Raw genomic sequence first — 26,476 nt, forward strand, 5'->3', positions numbered from 1 at the left:
ATGGCGAGATTAAATTAACACAGTGGGCGGTTTGGCCGACTTGGGAGAGCTGGACCTGGCCTGGATTTGAAGGTAAGAACATCGAGGTAGAAGTCTATTCCAGATATCCAAAAGTAAGACTATTTCTAAATGACCAATTAATCGGGGAAAAATCGACCAACGAATCCTCTGCTTTTAAGGCCTTATTTACCGTGCCTTATCAGGCAGGCGTGTTAAAAGCGGTTGGCATTGAAAATGGGAAAGAAGTGGACGCGAAGATACTCAGAACGGCAGATAAGGTAGCCAAGATAATTTTAAAGGCGGATCGGGATCATATTGCAGCGGATGGGCAGGATTTGTCCTATGTGAAAGTGGAACTTGTAGATAAGAATGGGATTATCCAACCAAGTGCCGAGGATTTGCTTTCTTTTGATATTAAAGGGCCAGGATCCATTATAGGAGTAGATAATGCCAATCTGCAAGATCCAGTTCCCTATAATGCCACTTCACGCAAAGCTTGGAAAGGTAAGGCCTTGGTGGTGATTAAAAGTGAGCGGGGAGCAAAGGGCGATATCCATTTAACAGTACATGCAAAAGGATTGGCTGATGCAAGTTTGGCTATCAAGAGTGAGTAATCATACAAAATGGGAGAAAAGCGGCTAACTTCAATAAATGGCCAAGAACCCAAGTGGATTTTTAAAAAACTATCGGTATTTACGAAACATTATTTATAAGAAAAGGCGCTAATGATTTATAGCGCCTTTCTCTTACAAGTAAGTGATACCTTTCTGGGAATTGTTCTATTTATTTTATTTTGAGTAAAGTCAGGAGCCGAAACCAATTTGATTGTATAGACACCATTAGGGCCATAATCGCCGCTGTCACCATATATTTTATAATATTTTATATAAGTTAGTACTAGGCGCGAAACTCAGGTTACTTATTAACCTTCCACCAGTCAAAATTAAAAAGATCGTTATTGCCCTTAAACACAAAAAATAAATCGTGAACTCCCCTTATATTTTCAATTGGTGTCGTTAAGGTTTTCCAGACATCACCCTGCGCAGAAAAATTTATGACAACAATACCCAATAGCCGCCCCCAATGCCGTCAGCACGAATTTCAATCTTTCCACCATTTAAGGATGCAATATTCATGTCAATTGAGGATGCTCCCTTTGAAAAATCAACGCCTTGCACTTTGATATAGTCTCCGTTATTAATAGAGGTTACAAATAACCGGTCTGCGATCAATTTCCCTTTATCCCATGAAATGTTCCTTTCCCACTCCGAAGCTTTCTCAGTTTTAAGTCCTTTGCTAAAGGCTATGGTTTCAGCTTCTACCCTATTATAAGGATTTAAAGTGCCGATTTGAGTTACGCCCTTTTCTGTCCAAAAAGGTAGCTTTTGGATTGTACCGTCCTCATTATAAGTTATTTTCTGGACAGATACAGATCTCCGCTCATAGTGCTTTGACATCCTTTGCTTCATCAAATTATAACTAAAACCAAAAACGTAACAGTTCCCTTTATAGTCAATAATGCCCGGATGATTGCCATTAGATCTGCTGGTCCCATCCATAATCATCCCTTTATATTTCCATGGTCCAACAGGGCTATTACTCATAGCATAACCAATGCCTTCAGGACAACATGTAGACGCATACGCCATATAATAATGGCCGCCACGTTTATATGCCCATGGTCCTTCCTGATAGTGAAACGGATCAGCCTGTCCTTTTATTTTCGCGATTGAACTGTCCTTGATGATAGATCCTGAATAAGAAATCATGTCTTTATTAAGTTTAACATAATAAAGATTGGGATTCCCCCAATAGAGATAAGCCTGCCCGTCGTTGTCAATTAATACAGTCGGGTCTATGTCTTCAGCCCCATGCTTAATAAGTGCTTTCCCAAGCGGATCCTTGAACGGTCCGTAAGGACTATCGGCAACCAGGACTCCGATACCTACACCACCCGGCATAGGGCAATACATATAAAATTTCCCGTCTCGTTGTACACATTGCGGCGCCCATGCGCCATTATCATAAGGCACCCATTTGAAATCTTTGAGTGAGGCCACCACGCCATGATCCGTCCAGTTAACCATGTCTGTCGATGTATAAAGCAACCAGTCATGCATTTTAAACCCAAAAGCATCATCTTCATCGTGACTAGTATATAGAAATACAGTATCATGATAAACAAGTGGAGCCGGATCAGCTGTATATTTGGTCTGAATTATTGGGTTTTGCGCATGGCTGTTAACGGTCATGATTGTAAAGATTGAAACAAAACAGAATATCCTCGTTAACTCATTAAATCTTTTCATTATAAAAGTATTATTAAATTTAAAACAATTTGCCATTTTACCGGTAATAAAAGCCTAATTCCCGATTCTATATTGCTAAAGTTATCCAGTTAGAAGTATAGTCAACAAATTACTTAACAGGCGCTACCCCTTTTTTTGTCTGTATTACTTTTTGTATAGTCCTATCTGGATTTTAATGCATGTAATCAATACAAATTGACCTCCAGTAACCACCACCGGTTGGCTAACTGCCATTATGATAAAAAAATAAGATATGCCTTTATCGTAAATTACGTCAGGATGTGTAGTAAAACTGTTGATAACATACATTCCCCTCTATGATGCCACGATAAGTACATGGACCTGTAATAGCCGAAGCCGTACAATATTCAATCATTTCCGGTTTTGGCTCCTGCACCTGCATACAATAGATAATAAAGGCCATTTCTTTTGTAAACCCAAGATCCTTCTATATAGTTCTTCGGCTTGAAAGTATTGATCGGACTATCTGACTGGGTCATATTGCTTTTTAATTTAATCCACTTACAGCTGCCATTGCCCCAGAAAAGATAGGCCTAAAAAGGTAAGTCATTTTATTCGCCACTCAATTTTTCCGTACTCTGGAAAACTTATAAAGGAGAACGCCGTGAGCAGGAATTTTCAGAGAAAGGGCCTCTTTAGCTGTAGAAATCGTAGCTATATTTTTTTGCCTCCAAAGATCTCTAACCATTTGAACGCCGGCTACTCCTAACTTATTAAAATCACGATAATTAATATCAACCGAGTCTAATCCAAAATTACAAAACCCAACAGCAGAGCTCCCGTCTTCAAGTTCCTTTTCAAATATATGTAAATCTCCAATTGTTTGCACACAAATTGCTTGTTTGCCAAGAGGATCCTGATCGACGTCAATCACCTCATCATTAGTAAGCAGATTATAGGTAAATGCATCCAGTTGTTCCAGGTTGCAACCGATAAGCAATGGTGCAGAAAAGAGACACCAGAGGCTAAAATGTAAATATTGCTCATCAGGACGAAGCTTACTCTTATGAGGATGTCCCCAACCCACAGTACCGATTACCAACATATCAGGATCATTCCAGTTACCTGGCTTTGCGTATGCTGCAGCCTGATCCTGACTAAGTGCTATTTGACTAACGCTAGCCCAGGTATCAGTTATATCATTTGTGGTGCGCCAGCAATTCCCATTCACCGAATCTCCCCACTTCCAAACATCTGACATACCATATTGGCATAGACTATATACGATATCACGCGGTTGTTGACGAAGATAATCACCCATGATCTTATAAGGCCTTATTGCTGTACTTAATTTATCTCCCCCCTTATATGATAATGATGAAACTGTATAAGGGTCATTCTCAGGCAATCCATCAATTACATTCCCATAACTACACCAATCATACTTCAAATAGTCGATACCCCATCTGGCATAACTCTCAGCATCCTGCCTCTCGTATCCAAAACTACCTGCGCAGCCTCCGCAGGTCCAGGGACCTGGACTTGAATACAGACCGATCTTCAATCCTAAAGAATGTACGTAATCAGCCAGACCTTTCATATTATCAAAACGGCTGTTTGGAATAATGTAGCCATGTTCATCCCTGAATATGCCTCGCAAGGTGGTGTCCTCAGCGTCACGGTGATTTTGCCAAAAATCATCAATATTAATGTATGTCCAACCGTGATTGATCAGTCCTGTCTTTACCATGGCATCAGCGGCACGCTTTACCTTATTTGCCGAAACTTCATTCGCAAAACAGTTCCAACTATTCCAACCCATTGGGGGAGTTAGTGCAATACGATCACCGCAAACAATTCGGAGGGTCCTTCCTGCTTCCCCTTTCCCATTCATCGCTTTCAATTTAACGGTATATGTACCGGGCGAAGAAAGCACTCCAGTGATCAAACCTGAATTCTGATCAATTTTTAATCCATTGGGAAGGCCTTCAACTGAAAACTTCATCGGTCTTAAGCCCGTCGCCGTTACAAGAAATTGAAATGGAGACCTTGGGCGCACTCCAAAGACTTTAGCTCCTGTGATTCTGGGTGTAGCCGGAGGCTTCGGCGTAAGAATATACGAGACATCCGAAATTGGATTAAAGGTTTGCAATGTCGTTACTCCTTCTGTTTCAAATTTCGCATCGACCCAATCAACATGATCATAAAAATTTCCATTGCCTCCGTCAGTTACGACCAACCTTAACTTCTTTGCACCAACAAGAACGACATTACAAAGTTTCGCAGGCTCCCCCAAGTGCATAATACCACTTGACCATGCTCGTTTACCATCTATAATTATTTGAAATTCAGCAGCCGACTCATGTCCTTTCACTTCATCATCAATACCAACCAAGGCTGAAAACGATTTTACTTTTTTGTCCAATAGTATCTCTAAGGAACTAACAGCGTGGGAGCCAAACCCACGCTCGTAGGTCTTTCCAGCGATCATAAATTTCCCACCATCAACGGTTTTGTTTTTACCAGGGGTTCCATATCCCTGCGTAGCAGCACTAAGATCCAATTGATCCAGCCATACTGTTTGAGCCGATACAGCACAACTCAACAAGATTGAAACAAAACAGAATATCCACGTCAACTCATTAAATCTTTTCATTATAAAAGTATTATTCCATTTAAAACAAATTGCCATATTACCGGAAATGAAAGCCTAATTCATGATTCTATATTGCTAAAGTTGTTAAGTATAGTCAACATATTACTTAACAGGCGCCACCCCTTCTTTTGTCTGTATAACTTTTTGTATAGTCCCATCTGGATTATAATGCATGTAATCAATACAAATTGACCTCCTGTAACTACCACCTGTTGGCAAACTGCCATTATGATAAAAAAAATAAGATTTGCCTTTATAGTCAATTACACCAGGATGTGTAGTAAAACTGTTGGTGACATTCCCCTCTATGATGCCACGATATGTCCATGGACCTTTAATAGTCGGAGCCGTACAATATTCAATCATTTCCGGTTTGGTACCTGCGCCTGCATACAATAGATAATAAAGGCCATTTCTTTTGTAAACCCAAGGTCCTTCAATATAGTTCTTCGGCTTGAAAGTATTGATCGGACTATCTGCCTGGATCATATTGTCTTTTAATTTAATCCACTTACAGCTACCATTGCCCCAGAAAAGATAGGCCTGCCCGTCATCGTCAATAAACACGGTAGGATCAATATCATCCCAGCCGTATTTCATATCCGTGGTCATCTCATTTACGATCAGTGCCTTGCCTATGGCATCCTTAAAAGGTCCGGAAGGACGGTCAGAGACAGCTACACCAATCGCAGCACCACCATTACTGTTGCTGTCTTTTTTATGAAATGTTGCCACATACCAAAAGAATTTACCATTTCTTTCAATACATTGGGCGGCATAGGCATCGCCTGTCCCCCAAGAAAAAGTATGTGGGGATAATACCGGGCCATAATCCTTCCAGTCAACCATATTCGTAGAAGAAAACACATGCCAATCGGGCATTTTATAATTTGTTGCTGTTAAGGAGGCAGTGTCATGACCCGTATATAAAAAAACAGTATCATGATATACGATAGGAGCCGGATCCGCAGTGAACAGATTCCTGATAATTGGATTTTGGGCCTCGAGATTAACAGCCATTATCATCAGACCAAATGCAATAAGAAGGCTTTTTTTACGCTGCACAATATATATTTTTCTTTTAAATTTATAAATTCAAATCTTGTAATCTGTCCTGCCAGGCTACTGAATTTTTACATATCTCCCATTAATGTATAAGAAAAGGGTGAACTAGTTATTTTGAAACAGCATCGGCGCAAGTTCGTGGAGACTGCGGCGCCATGTCAAAAATTCATGGGCGGTGTTCTGAGAAATATAGGAAACTGCATTATACCCCGCTTTCTTTAACTGGGCAACCGCACCTTTGACGCCATCAGGCTTTTCCCGACTACCACAGCTAATAAAGATGAGTGCCGGTTTTGTTTTGCCTTTGAGTTCCTCCGGCGTATATACACCGCCACTAAGTAGAGCATAATAAGAGAATACATCAGGATTATTCAAAGTGATTGCATGTGTTTCCATGCCGCCCATCGAAAGCCCTGCCATCGCGCGGTGCCCCCTATCTGCAACAGTACGAAAATGAGCATCTATATAAGGGATCAGCTCATCAACAAGTACTTTCTGAAATCCGTCAATTTTAAAGTCCTTCATATGACCCCATTTAAGCTCATTGGTCATACCATAGGTCATTACAATCAGGAATGGTATCGTATTACCTTCGGCAATCAGGTTATCCATGATTAGATTGGCATGTCCCTGGTTACTCCAGGCGGTTTCATCTTCCCCCCAACCATGTTGCAGGTATAATACGGGATATTTTTTAGCTGTGTTTTTCTCATATCCAGGCGGCGTATAAACAAAAGCACGGCGTTGACTATTGGTGCTTTTAGAGGGGAAAAGAATCTGCTGTACGTTACCATGTGGAACATTTTTGAGTGCATAAAAATCCCTATCATGCGCAGGTATCTCGATGCCACTTTCCCAACGCGTTGATCCATAGAAATTTAAAGCGCCCGGATCATTAAAAATACCTCCGTCTATAGATAAATGGTAATAATGAAAACCCTCATCCATTGGGCCCGCCGTTGTGCCTATAAAAAATCCGTCCGCACCTTTTGTAAGCAGCGTCCCACCACTACCACCCAAACCTAGACTCACCCGAACGCTACTGGCTTTAGGCGCTTTAATTTTAAACCTGGCATATCCCTGCGAATTTACCTGAGGATACTGCTGGCCCGGCTGATTCAACGTAGATGATTGGAAGTCCTCCACTATCGTATTTTGACCCCAGGCGATTTGCCCTGCCATCATGGCTAAAGCAAAGAAAAAAATCTTTTTTAATTTCATGATTACGAATTTTTACTTACCAATATTATTGAAAACAATGCAGCCAATTGTATTTTGAAATAAGCCGGCCGCTAGAGGCTATTATTTATAAAAGCATCACTACAACAATTTTTTTTAACATGAATTGGTGAGAAACCCGCGACAAAATAATTTTCGTTTTCGGATAAGGCAATTCCATTTATTTAAATTCACTTATCTCTTGACACAAACATCTTTTCTTCACGATAATCACCAAAAAATACATTTACAATCGATTGCAAAACCAAAATCCAAAATAAATTATCTTTGTTATCCCACCTGGTCTCGCTATTATTATTGTTATTTATATAGTTAAGGATGCAGCAATAAAATTATTTAATTAATTTTAGATCTGCAAAATTATATTGTTACAACGACACCTACAATAATTACGTCGTAATAAAAATAAGCGATTTAAAACAATATCAATATTACACGCTAGCCTTTATTCAAGATTATTTATTGCGGGTTGTATTAGTTGATACTGACCACTTAAATGCATCAAGCTAAATAAGTACAATAACCCGTCGTAATAAGGATCAAAATAACCGTCCTTGTAAGGAAGAAGCTTAGCACCCCATAACGCCTTCACAAAACTAAACTTATCTTTTATAATCATGTGCGTGGATGCGACTGTTGCAATCAGCCCTAAGGAATGCCGTAATTTTTTATACCCACCAGCTTGCAAAATCTGATCGGGTATAGAACCATTCGTCTTATATTGGTCTACAAATGTATGAATGCCTTTAGACTTAAAAAAGATTGTATTCTTCCGGCGTAATTACGCTGCCAAATATCATCTACACCAAACCAATTGTAATCCATTGCTATATTCATTGGCACACGCCAAGAATCGTAACGGAATGCCGGTTTTAACCAGGTGGTTCCAAAAGCTTGGCCAGAAAAATAGGTAAGGTCTGTATTTAAACCGGTAGGTGCAGCACAGGCACGATGGAGAAAAGCCCTTGCCGTATCTGCACAGTCCTTGTAAAACTGTTGATGTCCGTCATTTGCATATAGAGCCCATACCTCATAAAAAGCAGGCAATTGATATGAAGGGTCTGTATAGTTATAATTTCTTCCTTCAGGTGTAAAGCAAATTTGCTTATGTTCGATGTTGATAATATTAAAAATGCCATCCTTTGTCCCGTCTTTTTTCCACATATTGTCCAGAATAAAACGCGCTTCTTTATAATAATCTATTCCTGTAGTATTCCCCCATTTATTGGAAGCAAATAATAAGTCCGTAATAAAATACAATTCTCCGTCCGAAGCGGTGCCCGGCGAATTCTGCTTCATCGTTTTGGGATTGATGCTCCAGGCAAAATATCCCTTTCTTGGGCCGCTCTGGTGCTGCAAATATTTTTTACTCCACCTCCATATCCGGTCAAATACATTCTTTTTGCCCAACTGAACAGCGATCATCATTCCATACGAAAGCCCTTCACTTCTTGCATCGTGATTTTTTAAATCACTAACGTAGGCCATTGAATCTCCCACTTCAAAATATACCTTATTTGACCCTTCAAATAATTGATGATAAACAAGACTGATTTTAGCATCAATTTCAGTTTGACTGTAACCAACCTCCCGCAGAACATTAGGGTATACATGCGTGTAATATGCGCCCCGATATTGTTGGCCCATAACCACTTTCATAAAGAATAAAACCATTAATAACAATAAAAGCTCTTTTCTGTTCATCAGATCCTTAATTAACTTCTTTAATAACTAATTGACCCGTATGGCAAAAATCCATATCCATCTATACGAGCAACGCCTCCCAGACTATCCAAATTGACCAGCACGGTCCGTTTATGTTCAACTACACTTGTCGAAAACCTGTTACAGTATAAACACGGCCATATCCAACCTATATTGCAACATTTTCTATATTTATTTAAAATTAAATTGACAACAACGCCCCCTTAAAATGACAAATTCACCTGTATTTTTTCACCATTATAATTTATCACCTTATCAACGTTCTTTGTCAGCTTCACGCTGGATCCGCCTTTATGTTTCATCAATACAACTCTAAACTTCCTCGTATTTAGCATCCCCGGGAAATGCCCACTTTTGTTACCAATAATTAAAGTATGCTGATTATCATTCCAGTGAAAATTGATAGTCGTATATAGCCCCTTTTCATAATCATAGTTGTCATTTTCATCTTCATAAAGGGTAAAATCCGCATCGGCTCCGGGATAAATCCTGATTTCAAGATTATCCCATTTTTTTTCTGTCGCATACTGTACATCCGGCCCCCAGGGCATAATAGTTCCAGCCTTGACATAAAGTGGCATAATTCCAATAGGGGTAGCCCGATTAATATACTTACCTCCTTTTACCAATACGCCCGTCCAGAAGTCATACCAAGAAGCGTCAGCTGGCAAATAAACCTGCTGTGTCTTTGCATCCTTCTTGGTCACCGGAGCAACCAGAAAAGAACTTCCAAACATATATTCATCGCCTATATCATATACATTTTTATCCTGTTTAAAATCAATTGCCAACGCCCGCATAAAAGACTGATTGTTATTTGTCACCTGCCAGGCAGTACTGTATATATAAGGCAGAAGACTATACCTTAATTTTATAAACTTTTCCAATACATCATAAATAGTATCACCTTTACTGCCAAACTGATAAATTTCTCTAGGAATAGCGGTACCATGCGACCGCATCATAGGCATAAAAGTCCCGAACTGTAACCACCGCGTATATAGTTCCTGAAATTCAGGATTCTTAGCGCCTCCGCCTTTTATGTAGCTATTTGCAAAGAATCCTCCTATATCTGTATTCCAATAAGGGAGTCCGGTCATCGAAAAGTTTAAACCTGCGGGAATCTGCTTACGAAACGACTCCCAACTCGAAGTAACGTCCCCACTCCAAGTGTTGGAGGCAAACCGCTGCTGACCTGCAAATGCAGAACGAGTCAATATCACAACACGCTTAGCTGACGTGGTTGCTCTTTGGTGATCATACACCCCTTTAATATGTTCTAAAGGAAAGGCGTTCCTTACTTTTCTGTATACCCCCAAATAGGTTTTCTGATCAAAATCACTATTTCTTTCATTGAGATGGTCAGGCTCCGATGAATCGAGCCACCAGGCATCAACACCCAAAGAAAAAACACCTTTATTCAGATATCTCCAATAAATATCTCGGGCTGTTGGATCATATACATCATACACCTTAGCACCGCTTTTTGGTGGCCAGGTATCAAAATTCAGCAACATTCCCCTTTTCTTAAACTCACTGTACTGCCTGGTTTTGGGCCCAAAACCAGGCCAGGCAACAACAAAAATATGCGCATTCAACTGGTGCACACTGTCTATCATCGCTTTAGGTCTTGGATAGGTTGTGTGATCAAAACGCATAGCATTCCAGTTACTGTCCTTACCCCAGTATTGCCAGTCCTGAATTATCCCGTCAAGCGGCACATGCAGCGCCCTGTATTTTTTTACGACATCCATAAGCTCAAACTGGGTTTTATATCTTTCTTTTGACTGACTATAGCCATAGACCCATAATGGCAGCATTGGCACCTTTCCTGTCAAAAACCTCATCTGAGCTACAATACTGTCACCATTATCACCTTGCATAAAATAATAATCCATACCGTTGCCAACTTTGGAATCAAAGGAGGTTTCCTCTTTATCATCCGTAAACAGGGTAGGTCCGTAATTATCCCAATAAATACCGTAGCCACTTATCGATTGAAAAAATGGGATTGCCACTTTGGTATTGCCCTGAACTAATAAATTTTTCTGATCTCGTTGGTTTAAATGACCATTTTGTTGTTGACCCAAGCCATAGATAACTTCATTCTTTTCTAATAAAAATGACTGTTTTACATCAAATGTAGCGACACCGCCATCTTTTACGGGCTTAAAAACGGCTCCATTGTCCATTTCACTCAATAGCAGGTCGTTGTCCAGTTTGCAAAAGCTGATTTTTCCGGTTTTTTTGTTTAAGATTACCTTCAGTCGGGAGGTTTCAAGAAGTATTGAACTGTCCGTTATCCTAATCCTTCTGGGGACTTTTGTATCTGGGTTTTTAACCACCGCGAGACTGCGCTTCTGAAAACCACTTCCTTTAGGATATTTAATCACCCTAATAATGCCGGGATTATAGATTTCAAGTTCAACATTTATGCCGTTCACGACAGCTTTAATGCCATTAGCTGTCTTAAAATGGACGGTTTGCCCATGCAATTGCTGGTTGTATACAATGAGACCAAGGGCCATTAGTATAACAGCAGTACAAAACGTTTTCATTAATACGATCTATTTTAATTTTTATTTAAAACTAATATCACGATCTCCTGTTCTTTTCCCAACCAAAATTTTAGCCCATACTTAAACCTGAACCTTGTAATATGTTTTCCAACAATATTCGACCATTCATCTCCCCTAAATTACTGCCACGGCAATTACGAGACCCCCTCGAGCCCATAATCTGACCCCACTCAGCAACGACACTTTCATTAAAAGCATGCAGTAAATAATATTAGGGCACAAGGACTTGACTATTCCTGAAGAACATATTAAATCAATTAACACTGCGTTCAATCAAACGAATCTTATTCAAAATAGTTTTACGGTTCAACGCGGGGGATTGCCCAAACACTATAACCACATTTCTCAAAATAATCATTTACAAGGCCAACAGCCTTTTCCTCGGGTAAATTAAAAATCAATTCAAACAAAATAAAAGGCTTTCTCGCGCGTAAAATGTACATTTTACATTTAAAATTACGGATCCAAGGTCAAATATACAAATTTTGACTCAATCCCTGAACGATTAACTTTACTTTTTTGTTCCGGATCAGGGACAAACGGTCTTATCTCCGCCGAATAGCTACTATTTTCGGTCTAAAAAATAGATTCTTTATAAGTTGCCGCTCCTGATCAATTTGTCCCCGTTCTTTAGCCGAGTTCTCCTCTTTTTATACTACCGGGCAACAAATGAATAAACCTGTCCTGGCTTTGTAACAATGTCATAAAGCCCGGTTTTTTTTAGTACTGGCTCTTGTATGGTCGCTTGTGGTGAAATTATAGCTCTTGCGGTCGATTCAAGGTGATAAAATGGATTTGGATTCTCGCCGGTTGCTATTGAAATATTACTTCCATCAGTAAATTTTAATACATTAGGCGTTCGTATTCTCAGGTTACCTCCAGCATTTGACTTTATCTGAACTTTGACAACTTTCGCTTCATCCCATTCCAAATCAACGATTTCAAAACCACCTATGGCACGCAGACCACTCACCTTACCTCTCGACCACTGATCGGGCAAAGCCGGAATCAAATTCACGGCACCATCATCACTTTGTAACAGCATTTCTGTAATACCCGATACACAGCCAAAATTGCCATCAATCTGGAAGGGAGGATGTGCATCAAAAAGATTATTATAGCTACCACCACCTTCGGACTTTGAACCCACTGGTGATAATTGCTTCTGTATTAATAAATAAGCATGATTTCCGTCCAGCATTCGTGCCCACCAGTTGACTTTCCAGGCCATGCTCCAGCCCGTTGAAACGTCTCCTCTTTGAATCAGCGTATTTTTTGCAGCACCAAATAGTTTGGGGGTCCGATAAGGGGATATCTGGTTGGACGGGAATAGTCCGAACAGCTGAGATATGTGCCGGTGATGATCCATAGGATCATCAAGATCTTCCATCCATTCCTGCAACTGCCCATACCGTCCAATTTGCATCGGTGCCAAACGGGACCGCATATCAATTAAAGTATCAATAAACGATTTATCCTTATGGAGGAGTTTGGCCGCCCGTATTGTATTGCTAAAGACATCAAATACAATCTGGTTACTCATTGTCGTCCCGGCATCAATGGAAGCACCCTGATGCTCTTTTGGCGCATTTTCAGGCGACATATCGGGGCAAAGAACCAACCAGTTATGTTTAGGCTCCTCCACCAAGTAATCTACATAAAATAAGGCCGCACCTTTCATAATGGGGTAAACCGAGGCGAGAAAATCCTTGTCCGCACTATATAGATAATGTTCCCATAAATGCTTGCTTAACCAGCCTCCACCGTTACTCCAAAGCCCCCAGAATGCGCCATCCACGGCACCGGTAGAACGCCAGAGATCTGTATTGTGATGAGCCATCCATCCCCTGGCTCCATACATTTCCTGGGCCGTCTGTTTTCCCATAACCGACAGGTCCTTGATCATACCAAATAGCGGTTCATGCATTTCAGCGAGATTCGTTTTCTCCGCTGGCCAATAATTCATTTCAGTATTAATGTTAATCGTATACTTACTGTCCCAGGGTGGAAATAATTTATTATTCCACAGCCCCTGTAGTGTTGCAGGTTGACCGCCGGGCTGCGATGATGCAATTAACAAGTACCGTCCATATTGGTAATAGAGTGTTACGAGTTGCGGGTCATTAACCGTGGCAAAATTTTTAAGACGAACATCGGTAGGAAGTTTAGCAGCCTTTGTGGTTCCAAGGTCCAGTTTAACCCGGTTAAAGTATTTCTGATATTCAGTAACATTTGTGCTTAAAATATCTAGGTAGGATTTGGGATAGGCCTTATCCAGGTAGGCTACCGCTTTCTTATTCTCGTCTTCCTGGATATTATGATAATTCTTAAAATTAGTTGCAATCGAAATATAAATAGTGACTTCATTCGCCCCTAATACTGATAGGGTGGAATCTCCGGCCTGCAGTTTTCCACCGTCCAGTTTAAACCGTGCAATCCCTTTATAACGAACAGCCCCTTGTACGCCTTCGTGATCCATGGTTTTTCCTGAGATCGACAATTCAGGACCTGCCGCTGTAACCAAGGCATTTTTCTCAGGGGTGGTAAAATAAGCCTTAAATGAAATACTTCCTTTTATATCCGCCGTCAAATGCATGACGATTACCTGATCTCTTAAAGAGGAAAGTGTCTCCCTTTTATAGGTAACTCCATTTTGCTTAAAAGTTGTCGATGCAACTGCGCTGTCCAGGTTTAAAGTCCGTGTATAGTTTACGTAACGGCCTTTGCGGTTAAATGCAAGATTCAGTTCCCCGATAGGCTCATACATTTGTCCTTGTGAAGATTTGCTTATGATGGATTTATTTGTAAGTGCTTCAGCAGCTTTGTACCTTCCCTCAAAAATAAGCTTTCGAATCCGGGGAAGTGCTGCTAAAGCCTCTGGATTGTCATTTTGATTCGGACTGCCACTCCAAACTGTGCTTTCGTTTAGCTGGATCCTTTCTGTATCTACATTACCATACAGCATTGCCCCCAATCTCCCATTGCCAAGTGGCAACGCATTTTCCCAGGTATTACCTGAAGGATGATCGTACCAAAGACTCAGCATTGCATCCTTTTGCGCATTACAGCATACCGAAATAAAAAGAACGCTTACAAATAAAATTCCCCGCATAATTCAATAATTTTAAACAAAATTTTTTAATGCTTGTTGCTGAAATTTGAACCATTAAAGATCAATTTTTTGCATACTTGTAAATTTCAATTCTTTTATTAGTGTGCATTTATGAAATTATTACTTCAAAATACGTACATCGAAAACCCGGCCGGTACCCTTTCCTTCCACATCCTCAAATTTCACGGTTACAGAAGGCAGCTGTCTGAATTTTGGATCAACCGGATAATCTAAGGAGTAAAATACACCATCTTTTGATGTTTTCGCATACAATTCCGGTAGCTGCCTGTTGTTAATATATATCCTCAACCCTCGTAATGTGCTATTTCCAAAATAAGCAACCCTCAAGTACCTGGCACTCGAATCCATCTTCAAATTGTAAGCAAAATAACCATTTTCCGCAGACCGCCAATGCCGGTTCTTAAAGATGCCTGATACTGAATTTTCACTTTGGATAACATGATCGATTTCAGGTTGTTGCTCTCCGGGCGTAACATGGTCAATCGTAGTCAACGACATCCTCATGACTTCATGGTCTTGTCCGGCTAGCTCCTGTTCTCTTTCATTTACTGCTCCTCTCTGTGCAACCGGCCAGTAAATCATATAACGGCTATCATGAATATCAAAAAAAGGCACCAGTTTTAAGTGCTTGTTTCCTGTATAACCTGCCGGATAAACCAACGGTGGAACTTTGAAAGTTAACGGCTTTCCGTTTATGGGGATCAGCTTCAGATTTTGAATACTCGTGCTATCCACTTTTAGTATCGGTGTCTCAGCAAGGTCATAGAGTGGACCAGAAGCAATATGGTCAAACCTCCCGCCATCACCTTCGGGTTTTACAATATCTGTCGTATCAGTGACAGCCCCAGAATAACTGGTCCATGTTCAAAACTAACCCATCCTGAATTATCCGGAAGAGGTATCATCCGGTCTTTCATCGGAAGCGCTATTTCAACATAATCTCCATTATGCCAGATCCTGTGAACTTGTGCATAACCAGCCTTATTCACCGTGATTGCAACAGGTTTTCCATTAATCTTCACTGCCATGGACCCTCTTAGCCACTGTGGCCTCCGGATATAAAAGGTAAATTCCTTATTTTCCTTTAGGTTGATATCAACGGAAGTATTGGCGTCATAGGGGAAACGGTTTTGCTGTGTTAAACGCATGCCCTGCTCTTTCCAGTTCAACTCAGACGCGACAAACAGGTTCAGATAAAGGTTCTTACCCTGATGGGTATAAATCATTTCGCCATACTTGCCGTGGTTTTCCATACCCGTTCCAACGCAGCACCAAAAATCATTATCTGCTACGGAATACACGCGGTATTCCCGCGGCCTGACAGGTGTAAAATAAACAAATCCCCCTTTACCCCTTCTTATAGTGGACAAAATGTGGTTATACATTGTTCTCTCATAATAATCCATATACCTGCTGCTAGGATTAGACAGGAAAAGGTCTTCCGTAAGTTTCAGCATATTATAGCTATTACAGGTCTCGGGGCCCTGGACAGATTCGATCATCGACGAAAAATCATCAATGGGATTAAAATGCTCTTTTACACTGTTACCTCCAAATGAAACCGTCCTTTTTCCAACCACTGTATTCCAGAAGAAATTTGCGGCTTCTCCATAGAGCGTATCCTTAGGACTCAGATTCGCAATCTTTTCAAAACCGATGATTTTGGGGATCTGGGTATTAGCATGAAGTCCTGTAAGTTTATCTTCCCGACCTGCGAGGGCGTGAACAAAGTCTTTTTGACTGAACCTTTTTGCCATTTTAAGATAAACCGGGCTCCTGGTTATTGCATATACATCCGCAAATACTTCATTCATCCCGCCATACTCTGTCTGAAGCATCTTTTGCATTTGCTTATCTGATAACCCGGAAAGCAAATCAACGGCCCAATCACTCAGTTTTATCAAAATAGTTTTGGCCTGTTGATTATTACCGATTTCATATGCATCCCTTAAGCCTGCAAACAACTTATGCAGGTTATACCAAGGTACCCATTTTTTATAAAACAAACTAAAATCACCTGTCTTGAGTAATGCCCACATCTTCTGACCACCTGGAACTCCGCCTATATAGCCATTTTGTCCATGCTCCTGGCATCTGGCCAGTTCACTTATCATATAGTCCAGCCTTTCCTTGCATCCTTTATCTCCCAGGGAAGCGTCCATTTGAGCCAATGCAGTCAAATAATGGCCCGCTGTATGCCCGTCAAGTCCCATACTTTCCCAATTCCCATAAGGCTGGGCTTTGGCGGGTAACCCCGCCTCCCGGAGGTAGGGCGCTAAAAGCCGGTCCGGGTCCAGCTGCATCATATATTTCAGGTCTGCCTTTTCTGCCTCAGAAAACGGACTTTCCAGCAAACGTACTTCATTTAAAGCGAATTTTTGCTGGGTAATATCCTGCCCTTCGCAGTGCCCAAACCAGCGACAACAAACATAAATATACCACCAAAAATCACAGATGACTTCAAAATTATTCAGGTTTTATCATTAATTATTCATTGCGTTCCCTTTCAGATTAGAATTATTATCCAATTCTGCCTGAGGGAAAGGGTAATACATTGCTCTTGGTGTCCATCCAATCTTCTTTAACGGCTCAAGCCATTGTGGATCCGCCATACCCCATCTTAGAAGGTCAAAGTAACGTAAATATTCACCACAGAATTCAACATAGCGCTCGTGTGCTATGATATTTTTTATTGTATTTAACCGCACACCATTTATTACGGTATCTTTCGCCAGTAATTTATCTACATCTGGAATGGTTCCCGGAGAATGCTGGTACCACAATTGAGGTTGTTCAGAGGGCACAACATCATTTGCCCTGGCGCGCACCATATTGATGTATTTTTTAGCTCCCGGTACGTCTCCTGCTTCATTGAGGCATTCAGCATACATCAACAACACATCGGAATACCTCAAGAGTCTATCGTTAATACCATCATCAAAATCAGCAACCTGAACATCAGGACAATACTTCCGGGTACCGTAAAGATCCTTATTAGTAGCCAAATGGGCCATCCAATACTTGTAATCGGTCACTGTGCCGTCAATTTGCGTATACTTTGCGCCATTGTCACACCAGAGCGTCATAAATTTACGAGGATCACCTGGTTCAAATTCATCGTAAGTCTTCTTATTAGGTGCCAGATTCCACCATGCGCCCCCTGTTCCGTCAAACATGCCAATTTCTTGCCAACGCCATGAGTCAGACAAATCGTCTCCCAGCCAGCCGGTGCCATTATGCATCTGAACTTCAAAAACAGACTCTGCGTTATTTTCTGTAGCTTCTTTAAAATTATCACTGTAACTACTCATTAAATGATATTGACCACTTTCTATCACGTTCTTCAACTGAACTTGGGCTTTCGCAAACTCTGCCGGTTTCCCGATCTCCAAAATAGGTCTATACATATATGCCCTTGCCAAATATGCCTCGGCTGCCCCCTTGGTCGCACGTCCGATATTTGCGGCGTTCGAATATAAAACACTTCTTTCAGGTAATAATTCCACCGCCTTCTGAAAATCTTCGATAATCAATTGATAAATCTGACCAGCAGTGGCATTCGTTGGATAATATTCATCACTACTTTTAACTGGATCTGTAATTAAAGGAATGGTTTCCCCAAATAACATACACAAATGCATATAATGAAAAGCACGCAAAAAATGTGCCTCCCCTAAAAGCCTGTTCTTCCTTGCCTCATCTATCGTCCCGGTAAAATTGCTAATCCGGTCTAAGGCAATATTTGCCGCAAAGACACCATTGAAAAAGTCCTTCCATGTTGCTACAGGCATTTGATCGCTCGAAGGCGTATTATAGGTATCCTGGTACATGGGTTCCCATTTAAAAGTATGATTAAAATCATCACCTGGTGCCAGTAATTCATAATACAGCATTCTTGCATAACCACCTTGAGTTCGACCGACAATTGCCTGATAAGCAGGAATAATAGCCGCTTCCAATTCTTCAGGCGTCTTATAGTAGGTATCAACCGATAGCTCCTGGGGATTAATCAAATCAAGGTTTGGCTTACAACCAGACAAAAATAATGATCCGGACACCAAAAACGCCAATATATATATAGTATGTTTCATGATATAATTTTATGATAATGAATGGAACTAAAATGAACATTGAATTCCAAGAAATACTTCGCGCGAGTTCGCAAATGTTATACCCCATGGCGTCATTTCATCAATACCTCTTACAAGATTATAACGTCCACCGTTCGCTCCATTGTCTGAGGCCACTTCAGGATCATATCCTGTATATTTTGTGAAAGTCAAAAGGTTCTTTCCACCAATGTAGATGCGTAGCTTATCCACTTTCCATCTGCTTACCAACGCGTTCGGAAGTGTATAGCCAATCGTTAAGGACTTTAATCTCAGATAAGAACCGTCTTCAACAAATCTGTCTGAGGCACTTAAATTGTGGTTAGGATCACCCAGAATGGCTCTTGGAATATTTGTTTCCGTGTTTTTTGGATAAACCGTAGTCACGCCTGAAACCGGGTTTTTAAAAATCACCTCTTGACTTCTATACCGATCTAGCGTACTGGCATAATCATTATAATAATGGTACATCCCCTCGCCCCAGTATCTGCCATTATTATAAATGTCATTCCCATAGCTCCCCTGCCATATCATAGAGAAGTCCAATGTACCAAAACCAGCTGCATAACTAAAATTAGAATTAAACCCGTAACTGAACTTAGGAATCGGATTTCCTATAAAATCCTTGTCGTCAGCATTTAAGATGCCGTCATCATTTTTGTCAACAAACTTTACATCACCAAGTGCTGCATTCGGGGCAAAAGACTTATCGGCCTCCAATTGTGCTTCGGTTTTATAAAGACCATCGGTTTTGTACCCCCAGAACTGCCCAATGGCGTGACCGACAGCAGTTCTTGTCACGTTTTCTCCACCAGGGCTAACGCCCCCTGCGAGAATTTCATTTTTATTCCCGAGATTCAACACTTTATTTTTAACAGTGGATATGTTTGCAGATAATGAATAATTGAATCTTCCCTCTCTTTTATTATAAGTCGCTGCAAACTCAAACCCTTTATTACTGATACTTCCTGAATTTAATGTAGGAAAGTTATCGCCATAACCAACAGCATAAGAAATTGGTACATTTACCAACATCTCCTCTGTCTTTTTGTTATAATAATCCATTGTAAAGGATAACCTGTTATTAAACATAGAAAGATCCATCCCTAAATCAGTAGAATACTGACTTTCCCATTTAACATTTGGATTTGACGGCATCGTAGGTAAAGCACCAACAACTTTAATATCGTTTAAATAATACCAGACATGATCAAAAGTCACCGTACTTTGATATTGATAAGGACTGATGTCAGAATTACCTAATTTACCATAACTACCACGAAGTTTCAAATCATTAATAAAAGTCAGGTTCTTCATAAAGTTCTCCCGACTAAGACGCCAGGCCGCAGAAAAGGATGGAAAATTCCCATATCTGTTGCTTTTGCTGAAATTAGCAGAACCATCGCGTCGAAAGTTCGCGGTAAGTAAATACTTACTATCATAATTATAAGTCACTCTTCCAAGCATAGAATACATCGCCGTACGTCCAAGACTTGACCCTACAACTTTTGAATTGGCATCTTGCGTTAGTCCAAGGATCAGAAGATCCGGACTAGGCATTGACCTCGCTCCACCATTTAAGCCCTTAGATTTCGATTGTTCAGATGTGATCCCCCAATAGCACTAAAACTGTGCTTCCCAATGGTCTTGTCATAAGATAGAGTATGTTCAACCAGCAAACGGTTGCTTTGCGAACTAGAAATGTCTAACTCATCGGGGTCATTATTTTGATATTGTCCAACTAAATATTTTGAAATATATCCCTGGTTTCTGTTTCGATAAAGATCAAGCCCCAAATTGAACTTGTACTTTAGCCCAGGTATAAATTCATAAATCCCCCAGATGTTCCCTACTACCGAGAAAGTTTCGTTGTCATTTGAATTTAGGTATGCATTTGCCAGTGCACTCTCCACGTCTGTTCCATTACCGGCACCAGCAAAGCCTGTCTCATTACTGGGATCATACAGTGGCAATGTAGAGGACCATCTTTGAGCATCAATAATATTTTTATTACTGTATTCCCTGGTAGAATAATTTAAGGAAAAAGTCTCCCCTATTTTCAGGTTCCCCTTCCTGAAATCAGAAATAAACTGAAGTCCGTAATTTTTATTTTCATCTTTGATAATTATCGGTTTATCAGTCGAATAGGAGCCGTTTAGTCTAAAGGTTGCAGAATTGGATCCACCACTTATGGAAAGGTTATGCTTTTGATAGTTGCCTGTACGCAGCAGTGCATCCACCATATTATATCCTTTTCCTATACTATCCGGGTTCGACAAGGCTTTTAGATAGTCTGTCCTTGTTGGATCCTGATTATACATCTCTTCATTTATTAACTCAGCAAGTTGTTGCCCGTTCAAAAGATCAATGTTATGCGCCAGTTGCTTAATACCGCCATATCCACTATAATCAATTTGAACGTTTCCCGCCCTGCCTCTTTTGGTGGTAACGAGTATAACGCCATTTGCGCCTCTGGCACCATAAATAGCACAAGAGGCAGCGTCCTTAAGTATCTGAATGCTGGCGATATTATTTTCATCAGGCATTGACCCTCCAATCATTCCGTCAACCACATACAAGGGATCAGTATTATTGATTGAGCCGACACCCCGCACCCGAATCTTATCTCCGGTTATCTGAACGCCCGGCACTTCACTCTGTAGTACCGCCTGAAAACCGCCTGGAACCTGCAATAACTCTTTGGGAGATACACTAGATATGGATGATGATAGATCCATTTTCTTCTGAGTACCATAACCAACATGCACAACTAAGGAATCAAGTAGATTCTCGCTAGGGACAAGGTGAATAAACAACTTAATCTCAGACTTTACAATTACTTCCTGCTGTTGAAAACCAATAAATCGAATAACCAACTTCGAACCCTTTTTCGCCATTATTTCAAAATGACCGGCCATATTACTGACAGTCCCGCCAGTGGCACCTTCAATACTTATTGAAGCACCGGAAATAGGCTTTTCATTTTGATCATAAACTTCTCCGGTTAGCTGCATTATCTGACTGAAAGCCGGCAACTGAATTAACAAAAGAAAAGCTACTGTTGCCGCAATAGAATATCGTTTTAAACGGCTACCTTTAAAGGTACAATTACCCATAACTATAAAAAATTAGGAGATTAATTAAAATTGAATATTAATGTATGAATGACAATAATAATTTTTCGCACTCTTTGCATTATTATTCACAAATAAGACAAGCTTAATCACAATGAAGTACTAAAGAACTCAAAAAAAATCTTGATTATAGAGAGGAATTCCTAAAAAATCATTGTTAATTTGACATTTTCCACCAATTAAACGCTAATGTCATCGAATCCAACTTGTCAGCATTACGAAAGACTAAGTATAAATCATGGACTCCTTTGACCCGTCTCAAATTACCGGCAAAAGTATCCCAATGTCCCGTTTTATCTGGAATACCTATAGCCACCTTACCTATTACACGTCCACCAACCGAATCTAAACGTATTTCAAGGTCATAGTTACTATTGCCTTTAGCTGAAAATTCACCCATAAATTTCTTTGCACCCTTCCTAAAATCGACATTGCGGACTTTTATATAATCACCATTGCTAATATCACTTACAAATACGTTCCCGGTTTTTTCTTCACCGATCTCGACTCCTTTCTCCAGGGCCATCGTTTCTGCTTCAACTCTTTTAAAAGGATTTAATGTACCGACGCCCTCCTTGATCCCTGGTGTCATATTAATGCGCGGAAAACTACCATCCGGATTATACATAAAAGGTTCAACGCAAACTGAACGGGTAAAACCGCCGCCTCCAGGTAGTGCACCATTATGATAAAAAAAGTAGTTTTTACCTTTAAAATCAATCACTCCACAATGATTCGTAAAGCTTCCTCCTTGTACGGTCATGATCGTATCGCGGTAATGCCAGGGGCCGGTCGGAGAATCACTTGTTGAATAGGCTATATGTTCAGGAATACCACCGGCCGCATATAGCATGTAATATAATTTACCCCGCTTATAAAACCACGGACCTTCCTCATATAAGGTGGCCCTATTGGAATCGCCCGTCCGTATGCCAAAGCCAGCATGTGTTAGAGCTACTCCATGAATCGAATCCTTATAGGACACCATATCCGCATTAAGTTTTACATACCAAAGTCCGGGATTTCCCCAATACAAATATGCCTGACCATCAGTATCAATAAATACAGTTGGATCAATATAACCGTCGCCAGGATTTATAAGCGGCTTACCCAAAGCGTCTTTGAATGGACCGGTTGGATGATCGGCAACCGCAACACCGATGGCGGTTTTGCCAGTCGACTTTTCAATGACAGGGACATACCAGTAAAACTTGCCACCCCGTTCAATACACTGCCCTGCCCATGCATTCTTTTAGCCCAACTGAACGTTTTAAGAGACAAAGGGGTCCCGCGACTGGTCCAGTTTACCATATCAACGGAGGAAAAGACTTTCCAATCATTCATCGTAAACCAAGTCGATTTGTCTTCGTCATGTCCGGTATACAAGAATACTGTGTCCTTATAGACAAATGGAGCTGGATCAGCCGTGTAACAAGTCTGAATAATCGGATTTTGCCCCAATGCGCTGCCAACACAAAGTACAATCAGCACCCAAATTCCCATTATTCGTTGGTTATTCATTTCTTTTAACTTTTTGGTCTAAATTTGTAGTAGCCTTATTGAAATAAGACAATAATTATCTAGTAAAGCACTAAATTCACTTAGATATAGTTTAATATAATATTCAAATGCAGTGCCTGATTCCTCTAGTATCCAGACCGGTATTTGATAATCCAATTAGTTGAACCCTTTTTAAATTATCAAACTTGCATTTCATAATTGCGTTTGCTGTAATACGCTTTATTCATCCTTGGGTTTGCTTACAATTAATGTATTCCCCGTGTAAACCACAGCTTTTTTCAAGGGACTTATTGCTATTCCATAACCTTGCGATTCGCCTACCCAAACAATATTGAATACCTGCTTCATTAAAGCTCCTTCAAAATTGCCAACGGACTTTCCAATGGTCAGTTGTCCGCTTTGTTCGTTCCAACTAAAAGGTATTAGCTTATACTTTCCCTTTTCATAATTGTACCCGTCACCTTCATCGCTGTATAAGGCAAAGTGTGCGTCAGCTCCTCTATACACCCTTATTTCTAAAGTATCCATTGGTTTTTCCGATGTGTACTGTAAAAACTTCCCCATTGGGATAATTGAGCCAGCCTTTACAAAAAGAGGAATTCTATCTTCGGGCGCATCAACTGTTACGGTTTGACCTCCAATGAACCTCTTGCCAGTCCAGAAATCAAACCAGGCAGCCCGTTTAGGGAGATACACATCCCAGTTTGTGGCCTTAGGCTCAATAACCGGTGCAACAAGTACCTCTTTACCAAACATATATTGATAAGGCCGTCTGATAGCAATAGAGTCATTAATAAAATCCATCACCATTGGCCGCATCATGGTGGAAGCGTTTTTTGAAACCTGCCAGGCCTGGGAATATATATACGGCATTAAGCGATACCGCAGATTCAACACGGTTCGCATATTCGCCTCTACCGTGTCTCCATATTTCCAGGGTTCCGTTTCTGTTTGGTACCCATGAATCCGGAATATAGGACAAAATGCGCCCCATTGGAACCATCTTGTAAGGATATCATGATAGCTAGGGTCGGTGTACTGACCATTGCCGGGGCGAAAAAACCCGCCGATATCTGTCGTCCAGTAAGGCATTCCGGTTAGGCTATAATTCAATCCGGCAACGATCTGCCGTCTATAAGCATCCCATGTACTGCCGATGTCGCCCGACCAATTAATCGTGCCATATCGTTGCTGTCCGGCATAAGCAGATCGGGTAAGTATAGTGACTCTCTTTTTAGGATTCGTTTTGCGCTGTCCCTCGTAAATCGCTTTACTGACAAACAACGGGTAGGTAAGCCGGTAGAAATCACCCAACCCGAAATAAGTCTGCTTGCCAACGAGCGCATCATTCTCCGGTTCAGTAGCATCCATCCACCATGAATCCACGCCAAGCCTGAATAGGTTTTGATTCAAGGCATTCCAATGCGTGATCCGGGTTGCCGGATTATAAATATCAATCCAGGGGCTATTGGGGATATAAAGTTTATTTTGAATATAAGGCTTAGCCACATCCGATTTCTTGTCCAAATTCTCCCAAACGGAAATGGAAAACTCGGCATGCAGATCATGTAGTTCCTTTATAAATCCTGCAGGATCTGGATAATGTGAAGTGTCAAATTTTGGCACCCCCCAGCCGTGCTTCCCCCAATATTGCCAGTCCTGCACAATGACATCGACCGGTAAATCCCGCTTCCTGAACTCCTTTATAGCGGAAACTAAATCCATACCGGATGTATAGCGTTCACGGCATTGCCAGAAACCAAACGCCCATAGCGGAAGCATCGGGACGTTCCCGCTAAGACTTCTGTAATGCGCAATCACATCATCTGCATCCTTTCCACTAAACACGACATAATCCAAAGACTTCGCATTAGGCGAACGAAACGTAGTTTCATTGTCAGAAAGTTTCCAGGATAATTTCGGCACATTACTCGATTTGCAAACAACCTCCACAGTATGTTCCCCTGCTTTTAACTTAACTAATGCACTCGCGGCAGGAGGAAGCCATACGTTCGACTGATTTATAACAGGCGTGCCATCAATGATCAACAAATGGCGACTTTCCATATTTCCCAAATCCAGCATCATAGAATATTCTCCATCCTTCGTTACAGAAAATCTTCCGCTATAGAGAGATTGTCTTCGCGTCACTTTTTGGGTTCCTGCTGTAGTCGTCACTTCAATATCCCCCTTTGTATCAGCAGTCGAATCTTTTTTCTCCAGCGCTACGCCATGATCCGCCGGATTAAATTCTGTAAGTCCATATTGATGCCAAAGCAACCCGTAACCCTTGCTTGAATACAGAAATGGAATAGCAATCTGTGTATTAACCTGTATTAATTTTCTGGTGACATTTCGAAGATTAAAGTGACCGTCCTGAAATTGTCCCAATCCAAACAGGCATTCATCTTTTGGAGAGTTAAAGCTTTGTTCGGCAATAAAACACCGATGGCCAAATACGGAATCAGGAATTAACTTTCTGCTACCTGGTCTTTCACTAAGAAACACCCTTCCCGTATTGTCCCGATAACTAATCGCACAATTTTCTTTATTAAATGTAACTGTTATTGCCTTTGTAATTAATTTAAGCGCAGAGGAAGTTTCGGAAACGCTAAATGCGGGAACGGGTTGTCTGTTTACCAGAACAAATTCCCGCTTCTCCTTTATACCATCCTTTTCCAATTGAACACGTATGGCATAATCAGATAACGGACTGATCGTTAATACAGCTCCTGACAATTGTATAGACACACCGTTTTTTTGCAAATCGTATTTTTCGTACGTCTGGCTGTATCCAAAAACCCAAAACAGCAACGCTATTAAAAGCAATGATAATCTCATATTTTTAAATCGTTTACGGCCAAGCGGCCACTCGGTTTGCAAATTACATTTCCAATTGGTCACAGTTCTTTACCACGACCCGGGGCCAACCTGAAAAACGAAATTCGTTTTGGATTACCACAAAGACTTTAAGTTTCAATTTTCTGCCAGCCATATCGAGTAACACGCGCTGTTCAACAAGGACGTCTCTGCCATAATCCATTC

The 26,476-nt window shown here is 40.8% G+C and carries 19 protein-coding genes; 1 reads left to right on the plus strand and 18 read right to left on the minus strand.

What is annotated here, in order from left to right:
- Positions 1-80: 80 nt before the first annotated feature.
- Positions 81-614, plus strand: a complete 534-nt coding sequence (locus FSB73_RS24520; protein WP_225974799.1) for a DUF4982 domain-containing protein — start codon at positions 81-83, stop codon at positions 612-614.
- A 301-nt stretch (positions 615-915) separates the two neighbouring features.
- On the opposite strand, the gene FSB73_RS27520 is transcribed toward FSB73_RS24520, so the two are convergent.
- From FSB73_RS27520 to FSB73_RS23235, 18 genes are all read right to left on the minus strand, one after another.
- Complete coding sequence (locus FSB73_RS27520; protein ID WP_394344827.1) at positions 916-1,071, minus strand: carbohydrate-binding protein; 156 nt, start codon at positions 1,069-1,071, stop codon at positions 916-918.
- Entirely contained in the window at positions 1,053-2,252 is a 1,200-nt protein-coding gene (locus FSB73_RS08035) for a glycoside hydrolase family 43 protein (protein ID WP_262712545.1), read from the minus strand. Before FSB73_RS08035 ends, FSB73_RS27520 begins: the two co-directional genes overlap by 19 nt.
- 425 nt (positions 2,253-2,677) lie before the next feature.
- Positions 2,678-2,809, minus strand: coding sequence for a hypothetical protein (locus FSB73_RS26505; RefSeq protein ID WP_262712546.1), 132 nt, complete (start codon positions 2,807-2,809; stop codon positions 2,678-2,680).
- A gap of 83 nt (positions 2,810-2,892) precedes the next feature.
- Positions 2,893-4,908, minus strand: coding sequence for an NPCBM/NEW2 domain-containing protein (locus tag FSB73_RS08045; protein ID WP_225974613.1), 2,016 nt, complete (start codon positions 4,906-4,908; stop codon positions 2,893-2,895).
- Positions 4,909-5,028: 120 nt separating this feature from the next.
- Positions 5,029-5,991: a glycoside hydrolase family 43 protein gene (locus tag FSB73_RS08050; protein WP_225974614.1), complete on the minus strand. Its 963-nt coding sequence runs from the start codon at positions 5,989-5,991 to the stop codon at positions 5,029-5,031.
- A 105-nt stretch (positions 5,992-6,096) separates the two neighbouring features.
- A complete protein-coding gene (locus FSB73_RS08055) occupies positions 6,097-7,212 on the minus strand; it encodes an alpha/beta hydrolase (RefSeq protein ID WP_146781002.1) in 1,116 nt (371 codons plus the stop codon).
- Between the two features lie 744 nt (positions 7,213-7,956).
- Entirely contained in the window at positions 7,957-8,934 is a 978-nt protein-coding gene (locus tag FSB73_RS08060) for a glycosyl hydrolase family 8 (protein ID WP_225974615.1), read from the minus strand.
- 224 nt (positions 8,935-9,158) lie between these two features.
- Positions 9,159-11,513: a glycoside hydrolase family 31 protein gene (locus FSB73_RS08065; RefSeq protein WP_146781003.1), complete on the minus strand. Its 2,355-nt coding sequence runs from the start codon at positions 11,511-11,513 to the stop codon at positions 9,159-9,161.
- A gap of 676 nt (positions 11,514-12,189) precedes the next feature.
- A complete protein-coding gene (locus FSB73_RS08070; protein WP_146781004.1) occupies positions 12,190-14,646 on the minus strand; it encodes a glycoside hydrolase family 95 protein in 2,457 nt (818 codons plus the stop codon).
- 120 nt (positions 14,647-14,766) lie between these two features.
- Positions 14,767-15,489, minus strand: coding sequence for a DUF6805 domain-containing protein (locus tag FSB73_RS08075; protein ID WP_146781005.1), 723 nt, complete (start codon positions 15,487-15,489; stop codon positions 14,767-14,769).
- Positions 15,483-17,021 carry a glycoside hydrolase family 127 protein gene (locus FSB73_RS08080; protein ID WP_158639465.1) on the minus strand — a complete coding sequence of 513 codons (1,539 nt, stop codon included), beginning with the start codon at positions 17,019-17,021 and terminating at the stop codon, positions 15,483-15,485. The genes FSB73_RS08075 and FSB73_RS08080 overlap by 7 nt, the downstream gene beginning before the upstream one ends.
- Before the next feature lie 129 nt (positions 17,022-17,150).
- On the minus strand, positions 17,151-18,758 hold the full coding sequence (locus FSB73_RS08085) for a RagB/SusD family nutrient uptake outer membrane protein (RefSeq protein WP_146781007.1): 1,608 nt from the start codon (positions 18,756-18,758) through the stop codon (positions 17,151-17,153).
- A 27-nt stretch (positions 18,759-18,785) separates the two neighbouring features.
- Positions 18,786-20,336, minus strand: a complete 1,551-nt coding sequence (locus FSB73_RS24525) for a SusC/RagA family TonB-linked outer membrane protein (RefSeq protein WP_262712547.1) — start codon at positions 20,334-20,336, stop codon at positions 18,786-18,788.
- A gap of 17 nt (positions 20,337-20,353) precedes the next feature.
- Positions 20,354-21,892 (minus strand): carboxypeptidase-like regulatory domain-containing protein, encoded by a 1,539-nt coding sequence (locus tag FSB73_RS24530; protein ID WP_225974616.1) that lies wholly within the window; start codon positions 21,890-21,892, stop codon positions 20,354-20,356.
- Positions 21,893-22,067: 175 nt separating this feature from the next.
- The gene (locus FSB73_RS08095; protein ID WP_225974801.1) at positions 22,068-23,099 is read right to left on the minus strand and encodes a family 43 glycosylhydrolase; all 1,032 of its coding nucleotides are present in this window, start codon (positions 23,097-23,099) and stop codon (positions 22,068-22,070) included.
- Positions 23,006-23,431 carry a glycoside hydrolase family protein gene (locus FSB73_RS24535; RefSeq protein WP_225974617.1) on the minus strand — a complete coding sequence of 142 codons (426 nt, stop codon included), beginning with the start codon at positions 23,429-23,431 and terminating at the stop codon, positions 23,006-23,008. The genes FSB73_RS08095 and FSB73_RS24535 overlap by 94 nt, the downstream gene beginning before the upstream one ends.
- Positions 23,432-23,650: 219 nt before the next feature.
- A complete protein-coding gene (locus FSB73_RS08100; RefSeq protein ID WP_146781008.1) occupies positions 23,651-26,272 on the minus strand; it encodes a glycoside hydrolase family 31 protein in 2,622 nt (873 codons plus the stop codon).
- Between the two features lie 43 nt (positions 26,273-26,315).
- Positions 26,316-26,474 carry a hypothetical protein gene (locus tag FSB73_RS23235; protein ID WP_158639466.1) on the minus strand — a complete coding sequence of 53 codons (159 nt, stop codon included), beginning with the start codon at positions 26,472-26,474 and terminating at the stop codon, positions 26,316-26,318.
- Between the last annotated feature and the right edge of the window lie 2 nt (positions 26,475-26,476).

Source organism: Arachidicoccus ginsenosidivorans (genome assembly GCF_007971385.1).
Taxonomy (GTDB): Bacteria; Bacteroidota; Bacteroidia; order Chitinophagales; family Chitinophagaceae; genus Arachidicoccus; species Arachidicoccus ginsenosidivorans.